The sequence below is a fragment of the Acinetobacter wanghuae genome (genome assembly GCF_009557235.1).
Classification (GTDB): Bacteria; Pseudomonadota; Gammaproteobacteria; order Pseudomonadales; family Moraxellaceae; genus Acinetobacter; species Acinetobacter wanghuae.
In genome coordinates this window covers 653715-669639 of the sequence record NZ_CP045650.1, presented here as the reverse complement: position 1 = coordinate 669639, position 15925 = coordinate 653715, and the positions used below count along the sequence as shown (strand labels likewise).

17 protein-coding genes are annotated in these 15925 nt (G+C 42.0%); 5 read left to right on the top strand and 12 right to left on the bottom strand.

Annotated features, from left to right (window positions below; genetic code table 11):
- Positions 1-225 precede the first annotated feature (225 nt).
- The 3 genes from trxB (at position 226) to GFH30_RS03060 (ending at position 2855) form a co-directional block, all read left to right on the top strand.
- On the top strand, positions 226-1179 hold the full coding sequence (gene trxB / locus GFH30_RS03070) for a thioredoxin-disulfide reductase (protein WP_153370845.1): 954 nt from the start codon (positions 226-228) through the stop codon (positions 1177-1179).
- A 107-nt stretch (positions 1180-1286) separates the two neighbouring features.
- Complete coding sequence (gene aat, locus GFH30_RS03065; RefSeq protein WP_153370844.1) at positions 1287-2018, top strand: leucyl/phenylalanyl-tRNA--protein transferase; 732 nt, start codon at positions 1287-1289, stop codon at positions 2016-2018.
- 21 nt (positions 2019-2039) lie between these two features.
- Entirely contained in the window at positions 2040-2855 is an 816-nt protein-coding gene (locus tag GFH30_RS03060) for an arginyltransferase (RefSeq protein WP_153370843.1), read from the top strand.
- A gap of 24 nt (positions 2856-2879) precedes the next feature.
- Here the strand turns inward: GFH30_RS03060 and rimI are convergent, their stop codons facing one another.
- The 7 genes from rimI to GFH30_RS03025 all read right to left on the bottom strand — a co-directional run bounded on the left by rimI (position 2880) and on the right by GFH30_RS03025 (position 10784).
- Complete coding sequence (gene rimI, locus GFH30_RS03055) at positions 2880-3338, bottom strand: ribosomal protein S18-alanine N-acetyltransferase (protein ID WP_153370842.1); 459 nt, start codon at positions 3336-3338, stop codon at positions 2880-2882.
- A gap of 105 nt (positions 3339-3443) precedes the next feature.
- Positions 3444-4325 carry a metal-dependent hydrolase gene (locus GFH30_RS03050; RefSeq protein ID WP_153370841.1) on the bottom strand — a complete coding sequence of 294 codons (882 nt, stop codon included), beginning with the start codon at positions 4323-4325 and terminating at the stop codon, positions 3444-3446.
- Between the two features lie 211 nt (positions 4326-4536).
- Entirely contained in the window at positions 4537-5727 is a 1191-nt protein-coding gene (gene tuf, locus GFH30_RS03045) for an elongation factor Tu (RefSeq protein ID WP_153370840.1), read from the bottom strand.
- A 97-nt stretch (positions 5728-5824) separates the two neighbouring features.
- The gene (gene fusA, locus GFH30_RS03040) at positions 5825-7963 is read right to left on the bottom strand and encodes an elongation factor G (protein ID WP_153370839.1); all 2139 of its coding nucleotides are present in this window, start codon (positions 7961-7963) and stop codon (positions 5825-5827) included.
- Positions 7964-8093: 130 nt separating this feature from the next.
- Entirely contained in the window at positions 8094-8564 is a 471-nt protein-coding gene (gene rpsG, locus GFH30_RS03035) for a 30S ribosomal protein S7 (protein WP_004783282.1), read from the bottom strand.
- A gap of 177 nt (positions 8565-8741) precedes the next feature.
- Positions 8742-9116, bottom strand: a complete 375-nt coding sequence (gene rpsL, locus GFH30_RS03030; RefSeq protein ID WP_002050319.1) for a 30S ribosomal protein S12 — start codon at positions 9114-9116, stop codon at positions 8742-8744.
- A gap of 171 nt (positions 9117-9287) precedes the next feature.
- On the bottom strand, positions 9288-10784 hold the full coding sequence (locus GFH30_RS03025) for an EcsC family protein (RefSeq protein ID WP_153370838.1): 1497 nt from the start codon (positions 10782-10784) through the stop codon (positions 9288-9290).
- Positions 10785-11059: 275 nt separating this feature from the next.
- Here GFH30_RS03025 and GFH30_RS03020 point away from each other — a divergent pair, with 275 nt between their 5' ends.
- Both GFH30_RS03020 and hemJ read left to right on the top strand, forming a co-directional pair.
- Positions 11060-12289, top strand: coding sequence for a beta-ketoacyl synthase N-terminal-like domain-containing protein (locus GFH30_RS03020; RefSeq protein WP_153370837.1), 1230 nt, complete (start codon positions 11060-11062; stop codon positions 12287-12289).
- Between the two features lie 23 nt (positions 12290-12312).
- Positions 12313-12765: a protoporphyrinogen oxidase HemJ gene (hemJ, locus tag GFH30_RS03015; protein WP_153370836.1), complete on the top strand. Its 453-nt coding sequence runs from the start codon at positions 12313-12315 to the stop codon at positions 12763-12765.
- A 53-nt stretch (positions 12766-12818) separates the two neighbouring features.
- Here the strand turns inward: hemJ and lysM are convergent, their stop codons facing one another.
- The 5 genes from lysM to rpmF all read right to left on the bottom strand — a co-directional run bounded on the left by lysM (position 12819) and on the right by rpmF (position 15907).
- Positions 12819-13304 carry a peptidoglycan-binding protein LysM gene (gene lysM / locus GFH30_RS03010; RefSeq protein ID WP_153370835.1) on the bottom strand — a complete coding sequence of 162 codons (486 nt, stop codon included), beginning with the start codon at positions 13302-13304 and terminating at the stop codon, positions 12819-12821.
- Between the two features lie 177 nt (positions 13305-13481).
- Positions 13482-13718 (bottom strand): acyl carrier protein, encoded by a 237-nt coding sequence (gene acpP / locus GFH30_RS03005; protein ID WP_004646101.1) that lies wholly within the window; start codon positions 13716-13718, stop codon positions 13482-13484.
- A gap of 85 nt (positions 13719-13803) precedes the next feature.
- Positions 13804-14538, bottom strand: a complete 735-nt coding sequence (gene fabG / locus GFH30_RS03000) for a 3-oxoacyl-ACP reductase FabG (protein ID WP_153370834.1) — start codon at positions 14536-14538, stop codon at positions 13804-13806.
- Positions 14535-15521, bottom strand: a complete 987-nt coding sequence (fabD, locus tag GFH30_RS02995) for an ACP S-malonyltransferase (RefSeq protein WP_153370833.1) — start codon at positions 15519-15521, stop codon at positions 14535-14537. Before fabD ends, fabG begins: the two co-directional genes overlap by 4 nt.
- Before the next feature lie 203 nt (positions 15522-15724).
- Positions 15725-15907: a 50S ribosomal protein L32 gene (rpmF, locus tag GFH30_RS02990; RefSeq protein WP_004279227.1), complete on the bottom strand. Its 183-nt coding sequence runs from the start codon at positions 15905-15907 to the stop codon at positions 15725-15727.
- Between the last annotated feature and the right edge of the window lie 18 nt (positions 15908-15925).

Here is a 15925-nt window from a genome sequence, read left to right as displayed (position 1 = left end):
TGAATGTTCTTTTGTTTTTTGCTGCAAAAAAACGTCGCAATAAAGTGCATATTATGCACGTGTTCCGTGAAAAAAGATGCACTATTGTGTATGCGACATGCCCTGTTATTCTATATAGCTCAAATCGATTTGCTTGATCAATAATATCGTCTTGAATCTCACACAACTGTTATACAGTTTCACGTATAATTCAATAAATTTCTAAATAAAAAAAGGATACGACCGATGAGCGCTCGTCACTCACGATTGATTATTTTAGGTTCTGGCCCTGCAGGTTATAGCGCAGCGGTTTATGCGGCACGTGCAAACTTAAAACCAACGCTGATTGCAGGTTTACAATTGGGTGGTCAATTGACTACGACCACTGAAGTCGACAACTGGCCCGGTGATGCTGAAGGTTTAACAGGTCCTGCATTGATGGAACGTATGCAAGCGCATGCGGAACGTTTTGGTACAGAAATCGTGTATGACCATATCAATGAGGTGGATTTAAGCCAACGTCCATTTGTGCTCAAAGGCGATATGGATGAGTTTACCTGTGATGCACTCATCGTGTGTACAGGTGCCAATGCGCAATACTTAGGTCTTGAATCAGAAGCTGCATTTATGGGTCAAGGCGTGAGTGCATGTGCGACTTGTGATGGTTTCTTCTATAAAAACCAAAAAGTGATGGTTGTAGGTGGTGGTAATACTGCGGTTGAAGAAGCGCTTTATCTATCAAACATTGCATCACATGTGACTTTGGTACACCGTCGTGATTCACTTCGTTCTGAAAAGATCCTTCAAGATCATCTTTTTGCGAAAGAAAAAGAAGGCAAAATCAGTATTATTTGGAATCACCAAGTCGAAGAAGTGTTGGGCGATAACACTGGCGTAACAGCGGTTCGCATTAAGTCAACTCAAGATGGCTCAACTCAAGATGTTGATGTAACAGGCATGTTCGTTGCGATTGGTCACAAACCAAACAGTGCGATGTTCGAAGGTCAACTGAACCTACGTGATGGTTATATCCAAGTCCAAAGCGGTACCGCAGGTAATGCAACAGCAACATCTGTTCCCGGTGTATTCGCTGCCGGTGATATCGCGGATAGTATTTATCGTCAAGCAATCACTTCAGCAGGTTCAGGCTGTATGGCTGCTCTAGACGCTGAGAAATACTTAGATGCATTAGGCGAATAATTTTCATCTGCTTCAACAAAACCGTCCTTAGGGGCGGTTTTTTTATGACTATAAGTCGACCCTTTTTTTCATTATGATAAGACCATTGCCTAGTCGACTCGATGTATATGCAAAATCTGCCACCTTCTCAATTTTTATTTCCCGACCCGATTGAATTTGACCCTGAAGGTGAAGGTCTGATTTGTATTGGGGCTGACCTCTCCCCTGCTACTTTGTATGAAGCCTACAGCAATGGATTATTCCCGTGGTTCAATGAAGGTGAACCGATTTGTTGGTGGAGTCCTGAACCGCGCTGCATTATTCGACCAGCGGAATATCATCCCAGTAAGTCGTTACTGCGTAATATGAAAAAGCGCGATTTAAGAATCACCATCAATCATGAATTTGAAAAAGTCATTCGTTCGTGTTCTCTGCCGCGCAGTTATGCCGATGAAACGTGGATTTCAGAAGATATTATTCAAGGCTATTGTGCGCTATTCAAAGCAGGTTATGCCTATAGCATTGAAGTTTGGGATGAAGATGATGTCGTCGGTGGACTGTATGGTGTAACCATCGGCAAAGGTTGTTTTGGCGAATCGATGTTTAGCACCCAAACCGATGTGTCAAAAATGGCGTTTTATACTTTAATGCTACTGGGACAAGAAAATAATTTGCCATGGATTGACTGTCAATTGGTCAATGAGCACTTACTTAGCCTTGGCGCCTGCACAGTTTCTCGCCAAGAATATCTTAATTCGTTACAAGATGTGATAAAACAACCATCTATCAATTGGCAAAGTTACAAAGAGCGTGTATTTTCAAGTAAAACAATAGCGTTAATCTCGCAATTATGTGAATGAAAATAATAGAGGGAATTTGCCATGAATTCTTATCACCCCAAATCCCTGTTGAATGATTTACAGTATTACATTACGCCACCGCATGATTGCAGCTATTTGCCCAATAAATCTGCACGTATGGTATTTCTTGATCCAGCACACCGTATTGACGTTTTAACTATTTCCGAACTTTCGCGCTCAGGTTTTCGTCGTAGTGGCGATTTTGTCTATCGTCCCGAATGTCATTTATGTCGCCAATGCTTATCTTCACGCGTGCCTGTACGCGAATATGAAATGAATAGCGCACAAAAAAAAGCATGGAAACGCAATCAAGATTTACAAGTTCGGATCAGCAGCCCGCAGCAAGCAGGTGATGTACACTATGATTTGTATGAACGCTATATTAACGAACGACATATTGATGGCGATATGTATCCGCCAAGTCACGATCAATTTGAAAAGTTTTTATTACAAAGTTGTGCGGAAAGTTTCTTTTTAGAATTATGGCAAGATGATAAATTACTGAGTGTATCGACCTGTGATTTACTCGATGATGGTTTATCGGCGGTATATACCTTCTTTGATCCAAGCGAAAAACGTCGTTCACTGGGTGTATTTGCCATTCTCAAGCAAATTGAACATATTCAAAAATTGGGTCTGCAATATATATACTTAGGCTATTGGGTGCCGCATTCGAAAAAAATGAATTATAAATCGCAATATTTACCGCTTGAACTCCTGATTGATGGTCAATGGCGCAGACTCAACCGCACCCTAAACAGCGTAGAAATTCAGCACCTAGGCGAATCCCTCATGACGACATTACCTTCAGGTTGGAATAATCCAATTATTAAATAATATCGCCATGCGTTTCGATCGCGCTTATTTAAACAGCTCGGCAAAATCATCGGTGCAGGTTTTTACCATAATAATGGCATGCTCTTTAGTTCCATTCGGATTTGGATAGTAATTTTTACGCAAATCAATTTGATGGAAACCCGATTTTTGATATAGATTAATCGCGGCAATATTGCTTTCGCGTACTTCTAAAAAAATTTGAATCGGATTGTTTTTTAGCATATTTAGAGATGCGTCTAGAATTTGATAACCCAAACCTTTACCTTGTTGAGTCGGATCAATCGCCATTAACAATAAGTTGGCTTCATCGAGCACGGGCTGCAATATACAAAATCCGACCACTTGACCATTTTGTTCAATGACCGTGCTTTGGTAGCTGCTGACTGCCTCCTCAAACTGCTTTACGCTCCAAGGATGACTTTGTACCAATCTTTCAATCTTTGCCACAACTGACACATCGGAAGCTTGCATCAAACGAATCATCTTCGTTCATCTTATATAGAATTAACTTTGGCATTATAAAAACTTTGCAGCAAAAATCGAGTAAAAAAAAGAGCGATTAACATCGCTCTTTTCTCATATTCAATTTTATAAACCTAATTTTGCTTTCCATTTTTCAAGCAAACTGTTTGTATCTAAATCATTTGGGTGGAATCCAGGTTTGAAATACATCAGCATTTCTTTACCCATGCCAGTAATCACACCTTTTGAAGGACTGTACGCGTAGGTGTAAATTGATTTGAGCGAGTCGAGATTCAACTGATTATCTTGTTTAAGCAAACGTGCAAGGAAATAACTTTGCACAATAAGTAAAGTTACCATCGCAATAACAAGTGATGAAGTGCGCAGCGCATAAGATTTTAAGCCTTTGCCAAACACCCCTTCAAATACATCATAAGCTACGGCTTTATGTTCATTTTCTTCAATCGCATGCCACATCCACATATTTTTCATGGTTTCATCAGTCATAAGTTCTTGAATGTGGGTATTGGTCAAGAGTTGCGAAGCAATCGTTGCGGTAAAGTGCTCAAGTGCTGTGGTTGCCGTTAGATCAACCATTTCCTGAGTAATACCCACAGGCTTACCCAAAATTGCCATAAATTTGCGCGTGCCTTGAATGACTTTATCTGTGTAACAATCTAAAGTATCAACATCGTGACCGTACTTTTGTGCAGATGCATTGAAACCGACATGCTCTTGAGTATGCATCGCTTCTTGCCCAATGAAAGCAGAAATTTCTTTTTGTAATGCTTCATCATTTGCAATAGCAGGATGCTTACGTACCGCACGGACACTATCAATAAAGAATTTTTCACCTGCTGGGAAAAGTGCAGATAAAGCCGTCATAAAATGGGTTAAGCCTGCATCACCTTTCATCCAGTATTCAGGTACTGCATCAAAATCAAAATTCATACGACGCACTGGAAAGCTTGCACCAGCACGATTGGTAATATTCACTTTAGCGTTCATGCGATTACTCCTTACAAGTCAATCCTGACCCGAATGTAATATTTATATTCTGTTAGTTATATTACCGAGTTATCAAATTGACATAATCGCAGTTAAGGTCAGTGAAATATCAGTTAAGGACAGCTTTTAAAATAATTGTCTGACAATTTCTGTTTATTGAGATCAAAAAAAAGCGCCCCAAAGGAGCGCTTTTTTTTCACACAATTAATACTTATGCAGTAACTTTAGCTACAACACCAGCACCAACAGTACGACCACCTTCACGGATTGCGAAGCGTAAGCCTGCGTCCATTGCGATTGGGTGGATTAATTCTACTGACATTTCTACGTTGTCACCAGGCATAACCATTTCAACGCCTTCTTGAAGAGCGATTGCACCAGTTACGTCAGTTGTACGGAAGTAGAACTGTGGACGGTAGCCGTTAAGGAACGGAGTATGACGACCACCTTCTTCTTTAGAAAGTACGTATACTTCTGCATCGAATTTAGTATGCGGTTTGATCGCACCTGGTTTAGTCAATACTTGACCACGTTGAACGTCTTCACGTTTAGTACCACGTAGAAGAACACCACAGTTCTCGCCTGCACGACCTTCGTCAAGCAATTTACGGAACATTTCAACGCCAGTTACAGTTGTTTTAACTGTATCTTTAATACCAACGATTTCTACTTCTTCGCCTACTTTAACGATACCTGATTCAACACGACCAGTTACCACAGTACCACGACCAGAGATCGAGAATACATCTTCGATTGGCATCAAGAATGCTTTATCGATTGCACGTTCTGGTTCTGGAATGTAAGAGTCAAGCGCTTCAACTAGAGCAACTACTGCTGGCTCGCCGTATTGACCTTGGTCACCGTTAAGTGCAGCTAGAGCTGAACCACGGATGATTGGAGTGTCATCACCTGGGAAGTCATAAGTAGAAAGAAGTTCACGAACTTCCATTTCAACTAGTTCAAGAAGCTCTTCGTCGTCTACAAGGTCGCATTTGTTTAAGAATACAACGATGTAAGGTACACCTACCTGACGAGAAAGAAGGATGTGTTCACGAGTCTGTGGCATAGGACCATCAGTCGCAGCACATACAAGGATCGCGCCGTCCATTTGAGCAGCACCAGTAATCATGTTTTTAACATAATCGGCGTGACCCGGGCAGTCTACGTGTGCGTAGTGACGAATAACTGAGTCATACTCAACGTGTGAAGTATTAATTGTAATACCACGTGCTTTTTCTTCAGGTGCAGAGTCAATTGCAGCGTAGTCTTTCGCTTCGCCACCAAAAGTTTTTGCACATACAGTTGCAATTGCAGCTGTTAAAGTTGTTTTACCATGGTCGACGTGACCAATTGTGCCCACGTTAACGTGTGGCTTATTACGTTCAAACTTAGCCTTAGCCATGAGATCTTCCTTTTTAAACTGCTTATGGAGGAAAAACTCCATAAGCGATTTTGGTTTTTAACTATGAATTAGTTTGGCGCTTATAGTAATCGAAAGATTACTCGTCGTCACCTTTTTTACCGCCAGACTGGAACTTAGAAATGATGCCTTCAGCCACGTTACGTGGAGTTTCAGCATATTTAGCAAATTCCATAGAATAAGTCGCACGACCTTGAGACATAGAACGCATTTGAGTCGCGTAACCAAACATCTCAGCAAGTGGAACTTCAGCTTTAATTGCTTTAGTACCGCCAGGAAGATCGTCCATACCTTGAACCATACCACGACGACGGTTTAAGTCACCCATGATATCGCCCATGTAGTCTTCTGGAGTTTCTACTTCAACTTTCATGATTGGTTCAAGAAGGATAGGATCCGCTTTCATGAAACCATCACGGAAGGCATAAGAACCCGCCATTTTGAACGATAATTCGTCAGAATCGACATCATGGTAAGAACCATCAAATAGTGTCGCTTTGATACCCACAACAGGGTAACCAGCCAATACACCATTCTTCATACGTTCTTGAATACCTTTGTCAACTGCGCCGAAGAATTCTTTCGGTACAACACCACCGACAACTTCTTCAACGAATTCGTATTCTTTACCTGATTCGTCAACATCCATAGGTTCTAAACGAACATATACGTGACCGAATTTACCTTTACCACCTGTTTGACGTACGAATTTACCTTCTTGCTCAACAGTCTTTTTGATTGTTTCGCGGTAAGCAACCATTGGTTTACCAATGTTCGCTTCAACGTTAAATTCACGTTTCATACGGTCAACAAGAATGTCAAGGTGAAGCTCACCCATACCTGCAATAATTGTTTGACCAGATTCTTCGTCTGTGCGAACACGGAACGATGGATCTTCTTTTGCCAAACGACCAAGCGCGATAGACATTTTTTCTTGGTCAGCTTTTGTCTTAGGCTCTACAGCTAAAGAAATTACTGGCTCAGGGAATTCCATACGCTCAAGTGTAATGATGTTTTTCTCATCACAAAGTGTATCACCAGTGGTAACGTCTTTAAGACCTACACATGCAGCGATATCACCAGCGCGGATTTCTTCAACGTCTTGACGTTCGTTCGCATGCATTTGCACGATACGGCCGATACGTTCACGTTTAGATTTCACTGGATTGTATACTGGGTCGCCTTGTTTAAGCACACCAGAATAAACACGTACGAATGTTAAGTTACCTACGAATTTATCGTTCATGATTTTGAACGCTAACGCAGAGAACGGAGCTTCGTCAGATGCTTCACGAGTCGCTTTAGTTTCAGCTTTGTCATCAAGGATACCCTCGATCGCTTTAACTTCAGTCGGTGATGGTAGGAAGTCAATCACAGCATCCAACATACGTTGAACACCTTTGTTCTTGAACGCCGAACCACAAAGCATAGGTTGAATTTCACAAGCCAAAGTTTGAGCACGAAGACCAGCAACGATTTGTTCTTTTGTCAAATCGCCATTGTTTAGGTATTCATCCATCAACTCTTCAGATGCTTCAGCCGCAGCTTCAACCATGTTAGTACGCCATTCTTCAGCAGTAGCAACAAGGTCAGCAGGGATATCGCCATATTCGAATTGCATACCTTGAGACGCTTCGTCCCAAATGATTGCTTTCATTTCGATAAGGTCAACAACACCTTGGAAGTTATCTTCAGCACCAACTGGGATAACAACTGGTACAGGGTGAGCACCTAGACGAGTACGCATTTGTTCAACAACGCGGAAGAAGTTTGCACCTGTACGGTCCATCTTGTTCACGAATGCTAAACGAGGCACTTGGTATTTGTTTGCTTGACGCCATACAGTTTCAGACTGAGGTTGAACACCACCTACAGCACAGTAAACCATACATGCACCATCAAGAACACGCATAGAACGTTCAACTTCAATTGTGAAGTCTACGTGTCCCGGGGTATCAATTACGTTGATACGGTGTTCTGGGTACTGTTTAGCCATACCAGACCAGAAACAAGTTGTAGCAGCTGAAGTGATTGTAATACCACGTTCTTGCTCTTGTTCCATCCAGTCCATGGTTGCTGCGCCGTCATGTACTTCACCAAGTTTGTGAGATACACCTGTGTAGAACAGGATACGTTCTGAAGTGGTTGTTTTACCAGCATCAATGTGCGCAGAAATACCAATGTTACGATAACGAGAAATTGGGGTTTGACGAGCCATGATTTCTTGCATTCCTAAATTTTGTTGTTTAAAACAGGACGCTTTAAGTTGCTAGCAACTTAAAGCGCTTTGATGACAGTTGAGTGAAACCCAAACCATCACTGTCCTGATAAGGGCCTGTTTTATTTGCTTAGAAACGGTAGTGAGAGAAGGCTTTGTTGGCTTCAGCCATACGGTGCACATCTTCACGTTTTTTAACCGCTGCGCCTTTACCTTCAGCTGCATCAAGCAACTCGCCAGCAAGACGTAAAGCCATAGTTTTTTCAGAACGCTTAGCAGCAGCATCTACTAACCAACGCATAGCCAAGGCAGTACGACGGGATGGGCGTACTTCCATAGGTACTTGGTATGTAGCACCACCAACACGGCGTGCTTTAACTTCGACCATAGGACGAACTTTTTCAAGAGTAGTCTCGAAGAATTCAACTGGGTCTACTTTAGATTTTTCTTGAACGCGGTCTAAAGCACCGTAAACGATACTTTCAGCAATAGATTTTTTACCATCTTGCATTACGTGGTTCATGAATTTAGCGATTGTTTGGCTACTGAATTTAGGATCCGGAAGGATTTCACGAGCAGCGACTACGCGACGTCTTGGCATTTTAAACTACCTATAAATATGACACTTCAGGTTTATCCAGCATGAGTACAAAGTGTCATGTACCTTTAGCTGGCCTTACTACACGTCGCTTGAATTTCACAAAATTAAATGCAGAAATCAGACAAGCGAGACGATAAAGGATTGCGGTTCTAGACCTTAAAAATAATTCTTAACGAATTATTTCTTAGGACGTTTAGTACCGTATTTAGAACGAGACTGGTTACGATCTTTAACACCAGCGCAGTCTAAAGAACCACGAACGGTATGGTAACGCACACCTGGTAAATCTTTAACACGACCACCACGGATAAGAACAACACTGTGCTCTTGTAGGTTATGGCCTTCACCACCGATGTAGCTAGACACTTCAAAACCTGAAGTTAAGCGAACACGGCAAACTTTACGCATTGCAGAGTTAGGTTTTTTAGGTGTAGTCGTGTAAACACGTGTACAAACACCACGACGTTGTGGACAAGCCTTCAACGCAGGAACTTTAGATTTTTCAACTAAAGTCGTACGACCCTTGCGGATCAACTGATTTGTTGTTGCCATTTGGCAATTCTCCCGTTAATAAAAAGCCCCAAAAAACTACTACTTTTTGAGGGCATGCAATTGTAAGTCAAGATGTAAAATTGGTCAACATGCTCAGGCACGTGAAGTCGCATTAATACTGAAGCCTAAGACCTTGATTCAAATCAAGGTCAGCATATTGTTCAAGTTTTATCACTTATCTTTTGTAACATCTTGATCCTGTTTATTTAAGCTTTTCTTAGAAGAAGACCCATCAAGATCATTTTCAGTATCAGCCTGTGCTTCAGAATCAGTTAGTTCTTGTTCATTTTGAATTTCAGCCTCATCTTCAAGGTCAAAACTTTCGCTTGCAGTTGAGGCAGAAAGTGCAGGTTGTTGAGTTTGCTTATCTGCAACAGGCTCAACCAATTTTTCTGCAAGCGCATCTAAACCTTTCCCGACACTTTTTTCTTTTTCAACATCAGCATCAGTATTTTCATTCACTTCCGCGACAGACTTCTTCACCAATTTGACTTGACTCATGTTGCTATTGCCAGCCATTGGAATATCTTGGTCGAGAATGAGCTCATGAGTTTCATTCGGAGCAGACTGATCCGATGCTTTTTCAGAAGTCTCTAAAAGTTGAGGCGCTGCTTGTTTAAGTAATGAGATCGATTTTTCGTAAGCTGCTAATATAGAAATGCCATCATCACCGTGCTGTAACACATACTGACGCGCATTCGAGAAAATCTCTTGTGCTTTTGCGTTTACATCTTCAACAAAACGACGACTATAGACCACACCTACGCCTGCACTCGCAATTGGCGTGAGTTTGGTCAATTGTTCCAAGATCGAAATCTTAGGAATGCTATTCAGCCACTGCCATTTTTCTTGGAGATCTTCACGACCAAAGAATTTCTTTAATAATTCCGCATCATTACTCGACCCCAAAAGTGACTGCAACTGTGAAATATCATGGGTTTTAACCGTATTGCTGAGCGCCTTTAACCCTAAAATCAAAGCTTGTTTTTCCGCAATTAAGCCCAAATCAATTTGTTTAAAAATATGCTGCACGATGTCTTGATCTTCCTGCTTGGTCAAATCAAAACCATATGATCGTCCCACTTGATAGATCGTTCGTAACGCAAGTATCAATGAAGCAGGAATATCAACTGCTGTACCGACAAGACCCGTCGCACCGCTCACCGCACCTTGAATGGAAGCAATCCATTTATTTTGTTCACCCAATGCCTGTGCGATACGCTGCGAACGATCAACATCTTTCGTGAGCTCTTCTAAGTCACGCACCCCTGCCTCATCTAACACTGCATCAACAGAACTCATGTCGTTACTGAATTGATTGAGATGATCAAAGAAATAGTCTGAAATTTTGTCACTCAATTGAGGTGAGACAAAATGCGCCACATTATTCACTTTATTGTAATGACGACCTAAAAGTTGACGTGTGACACTCGGCAGATGCTCTTTCAACATTTGTTGTGGATCATTGTACTGTTTTGCTGAAAAAGGAGTCTTGGTCTGTGCAGCGCCTTCAATCGCTTCATTGACATTTAACGCACTATTAATTTTGCTCACAGAGTCTGGTGCAACGTGACTCAGCAAGTCCAGACCCGTCGTGCTGAACTTTTTCGCCACTCCAAAAGCACCTGAAATCAAACCCTTCGATTGTTTATTATTGGTGTTCGCCATTTATAACCTCGCGCTTTAGATGCTTGTATTTTGTATAAATACTAGGTGCTAGCCACGTTTAACTCAACATCATTATGTAGCATTTAGTAAAGACTTGTCTTCTTCACTTTGCACAAGGATAAGTCGCTAGGTGGCATAACATTTGCCATAAGATTTGAAAATTCTTTCTGTTATGATGTTTCTCATTGTGAAACGAGCGTCAGCCCCATATTTATTTGTTGTATAAGCAATAAATATCTCCACTGACCACAGAGATAAACTATAAGGATCTGTAGATGAAACGCGTTGTCATCACTGGCATGGGTATTCACTCATGTATTGGTAATACATTAGAAGATGTGACTCATTCTTTACAAAATGGCATTTCAGGCACACGTTTAAATCCAGTGTACCAAGAGCTTAACTTTAAGAGTCATGTCAGCGCTGCTGCAGTTCAAGATTTTGACAAAATTGACCGTCGTGCTAAACGCTTTATGGGTGTGTGTGCGATGTATGCCTATAATGCTGCAATGGATGCGGTTCAAAATGCAGGCTTAACCGTTGAACAACTCGGTGGCAACCCACGTTATGGTATTGCCGGTGGTTCAGGCGGTAATTCAACAGCCTCTGTTGCCGAAGTGGTGAAATTGCTTGAAGAAAAAGGCGCACGTAAAATCGGTCCTTTCTTTGTACCACGCAACATGTCTAACACCATTACTGCAAACGTAGGTGTCGCACTCAAACTTCAAGGTATCGCACATTCAATTACCAGTGCATGTGCAACTTCTGCCGACGCGATTGGTTATGCTTACAACATGATTCAATTGGGCAAACAAGACCTAATGCTAGCCGGTGGTGGTGAAGAAGACCATTGGTCTCAAAGCCTACTCTTTGATGCAATGGGTGCATTGTGCTCAAAATACAACGATACCCCTGAAACAGCGTCTCGCCCATACTCTGCTGACCGTGATGGTTTCGTGATTGCGGGTGGTGGTGGTTTTGTCGTACTTGAATCACTTGAACACGCTCAAGCACGTGGCGCGAATATTTTGGCTGAAGTTGTGGCTTATGCAGCGAACTCTGATGGCGCAGATATGGTTGCGCCAAGCGGTGAAGGTGCAACACGTTGTATCTTAATGGCACTTGAAGAAGCAAAAGCACACGGTGTTGACAAAATTGACTATGTAAATACACATGGTACATCAACCCCTGCGGGCGACATTACTGAACTTAAAGCCATGGGTCGTGCATTTGGTGAAGATCAAGTTCCACCACTCAGCTCAACCAAATCAATGACTGGTCACAGCTTAGGTGCTGCAGGAGTTCAAGAAGCGATTTATTCTGTTCTCATGATGCAAAATGACTTCATCGCACCAAATATTAACGTAACCGAACTGGATGAAGGCGCGAAAGGCTATGATATCGTGCTTGAAAAACGTGACGCAAAATTGAATACTGTCATGAGTAACAGTTTCGGTTTCGGCGGCGTGAATGCATGTCTCATCTTCAAAAAATGGGAAGGCTAAGCCGCCCATTTTAGGGTGACTTAATGGATGCTCCTTCAGATGCTTTCCTTTGGGTAAAAGCATTACATATTATTGCTGTGGTGTGCTGGTTCGCTGCATTATTTTATCTTCCTCGGCTTTTTGTGTACCACGCCATGAGTGACGATACGATCAGCCACCAGCGCTTCCAAATTATGGAACGCAAACTTTACCGCGGTATTATGTGGCCTGCGATGGTGGCAACACTCATCACCGCGCACTTTTTAGTGGATTGGGGCGATGCGACTCGGCATTACCACGAAGCAGTATGGTTTTATCTCAAAGTCGGCTTAGTAGGACTGCTAGTGATTTACCATTTTGTTTGCGGTCATTATCGTAAAAAACTCATGGAAAATGCGCATTACAAATCACATAAGTTTTGGCGTTACTTTAATGAAATGCCAACACTGATTTTATTTGCAGTGGTTATTTTAGTGGTGGTTAAACCTACTTTCTAATTATTTCATCCATGAAAAAAGCCATCAAATGATGGCTTTTTTATTCAGCATATTTATGCAGGAATACGCAACACCTGACCCGGGAAAATATCATCCGCATTTTTCAATAATGGACGATTCGCCTCAAAAATCTTATTGTATTGATTAGCATCGCCATAAAATTCTTTGGAAATTTTAGACAAATTATCCCCTGATTTCACCGTATAGAATTTACTTTCTGGCTCAGGGCTTGAAACAGTCAATTGATCATCGACTTTTGCCACATGATCAATATTACCCACTGCTAAAATAATTTTTTCGCGATCTGCCTGACTTTGCACCTGACCCTTAACGGTCGCTAAATCTGATGCACCGTTATAGCTTACAGAAAGCCCTGTAATCGGCAGCCCTAAGCTTTTAACATGACCGAGTAGCTTATTGGCAACTTCTTGCGCTGAAGGCTCTACAGGCGTTGCTTGTGGTGTGGTTGGTGCTGCTTGTGGCTCTGGTGCTGCTGTATTTTTTTTACCAATACCTTTTACAAAATCAAAAAGACCCATGTGTTACTCCGTTATAATTTTATGATTAAAATTTGTCTTATTTTTATAACCAATAAATACCGTTCTTAAGTTACTGATTGGTGATGAAAAGGTAAAGGAATGTAAAAAGAAGATTTTATAGGCGCAAAAAAACCACCCGAAGGTGGCTCTTTGTTCAGCAAAGCTGAAAATCAACCATTAACCAAGTTTCTTAGAAACATAGTCAATCGCAGATTGAACAGTTGTGATTTCGTTAGAATCTTCATCTGGAATAGTGATGTCGAAGTCGTTTTCGAAAGACATAACAAGCTCAACAAGGTCTAAAGAGTCAGCACCTAAGTCATCCATGAAAGATGCTTCGTTTTTGATTTCTTCGATTTTGATACCAAGTTGTTCTGCAACCGCTTGTTTAACACGTTGTTCGATATCGCTCACAGGAATTCTCCTCATTGCTTGTGGCGTTTTAATGCCGTTAGTTTAATTGAATCTAAAAATTTTGGAAAGTTTATACTTGGGCTGTTTAGCTCATGTATAAACCACCATTTACATGAATTACTGTACCTGTAATGTAACTGGCTTTGTCTGATGCCAAGAAACTTACAGCATTCGCGATATCTTGTGGGTCGCCCAAACGGTTCAACGCCACTTGATCACTCATTTTCTTACGAATGTCTTCACTCAACTGTTCAGTCATTTCCGTTGCGATGAAACCTGGCGCAACGGCATTGACTGTAATTTGGCGGCTGCCCATTTCTTTCGCTAGGCTACGACCAAAGGCTTCGATTCCGGCTTTCGCAGCAGAATAGTTCGCCTGCCCCGGATTGGCAAAATGCGCAACCACAGAACTGATATTAATAATACGTCCAAAACGCGCTCTCGTCATGCCTTTGAGCACACGCTTAGACAAGCGGTAAACCGCTTTCAGATGAATGTTCAGGATATCATCCCAGTCATCTTCTGACATACGCAGCAATAAATTATCTTTGGTGATGCCGGCATTATTGACCAACGCAAGAACCGGACCGAAGTTTTGCTCAATATCTGTCACTAAGGCATCAATTGCCGTTGCATCACGCACATCTAAAACACGACCTGCGCCATTTTCAGCAAACTGTTCAGACAGTTTGGTCGCACCCGCTTCAGATGTCGCAGTACCCACGACAAAATAACCATCTTGAATAAGTTGCGCTGCAATCGCGGCACCAATACCACGACTTGCACCTGTTACTAAGGCAACTTTACGTTCCTGTGTCATGCAATTTTCCCTTCTGCCACCAAGACAACATTCAAGGCATCTTCCATACGAGATTTCGTATCTAAAGGAAGTGCTTTTTCGATATTCGGTAATCGTTTTGCTAAATTACTCAATACATTGCCCGGACCACATTCCACGATGTATTCAACACCTTCATCTTGCAGGAACTGCAAGGTTTTGGTCCATTGCACAGATTGATACAATTGTGCAGTTAAAGCATCACGCAATGTATTTACATCTGCAGCTGCTTCCGCACTCACATTTTGTAATACAGCAACATGGGGGAGCTCAATGGCAGTTTGTGCCAAAGCGCTTGCAAACTGTTCAGCCGCAGGTTTCATAAGTGAACAATGCGAAGGTACAGAGACAGGCAATGCAATGGCTTTACCACCATTTTCTTTTGCAAGTGCCATCACTGCTTCAACACGGTCTTTATTGCCTGCAACCACAACTTGCCCTTTGGCATTGTAATTTGCAGCCTCAACCGAACCTTCGGCGGCTTCGGTTGCTTGGGCACAAAGCTCAATCACCTTGTCATCATCTAAGCCCAAAATCGCTGCCATTGCACCCACACCTTGTGGCACAGCATCTTGCATAAACTTGCCACGCAAGTTTACCAATTTAACAGCATCGCCAAGGCTTAAGCTGCCCGCAGCCACTAATGCACTGTATTCACCCAGTGAATGACCTGCCATATATTTTGGCTTAACACCACCAAGTTCTAACCACACGCGCCATAAGGCGATACTTGCGGTTAGCAACACGGGTTGCGTAAATTCTGTTTGATCTAAACCTTCACCACTTTGTGCAATGTGCCAAAGATCAAAACCGACTGCTTCAGATGCTTCTGCAAATGTTGCACGGATACTGCTAAATTCTTCTGCAAGGTCAGCCAGCATGCCGACTTTTTGCGATCCCTGACCCGGGAACACAAATGCTGTTTTCGTTGCTTGAGCAATTTGTTCAAGTTGTTGAGCAGACATCGTTCATCCTTTTCATCGCGAGTCATTTACTTTTTATTATGCCAAAAAATCAGCATATAAAATTCGCTAACTCAGTATGGGGCGCAATTTAGCATGTAATTTCGGTTTGAGTAATTGCCAAAAAGAACAAATATTGCAAACAAAAAAAGGGAGCTTAACGCTCCCATTTTTTCTACTAAGCTTGACGCTTAATACATCGAAAATTATTCAGCAGATGCTTTAGCGAATAATTGACGACCACGGTAGATACCATCTTTAGATACGTGGTGACGACGGTGAGTCTCGCCAGTAGCTTGGTCTACAGTTAATGCATTCTCGGTTAAAGCGTCATGTGAACGGCGCATGTCACGGCGAGAGCGACTTTTACGGTTTTGCTGAACGGCCATGATGGCTCCTTACAAAGA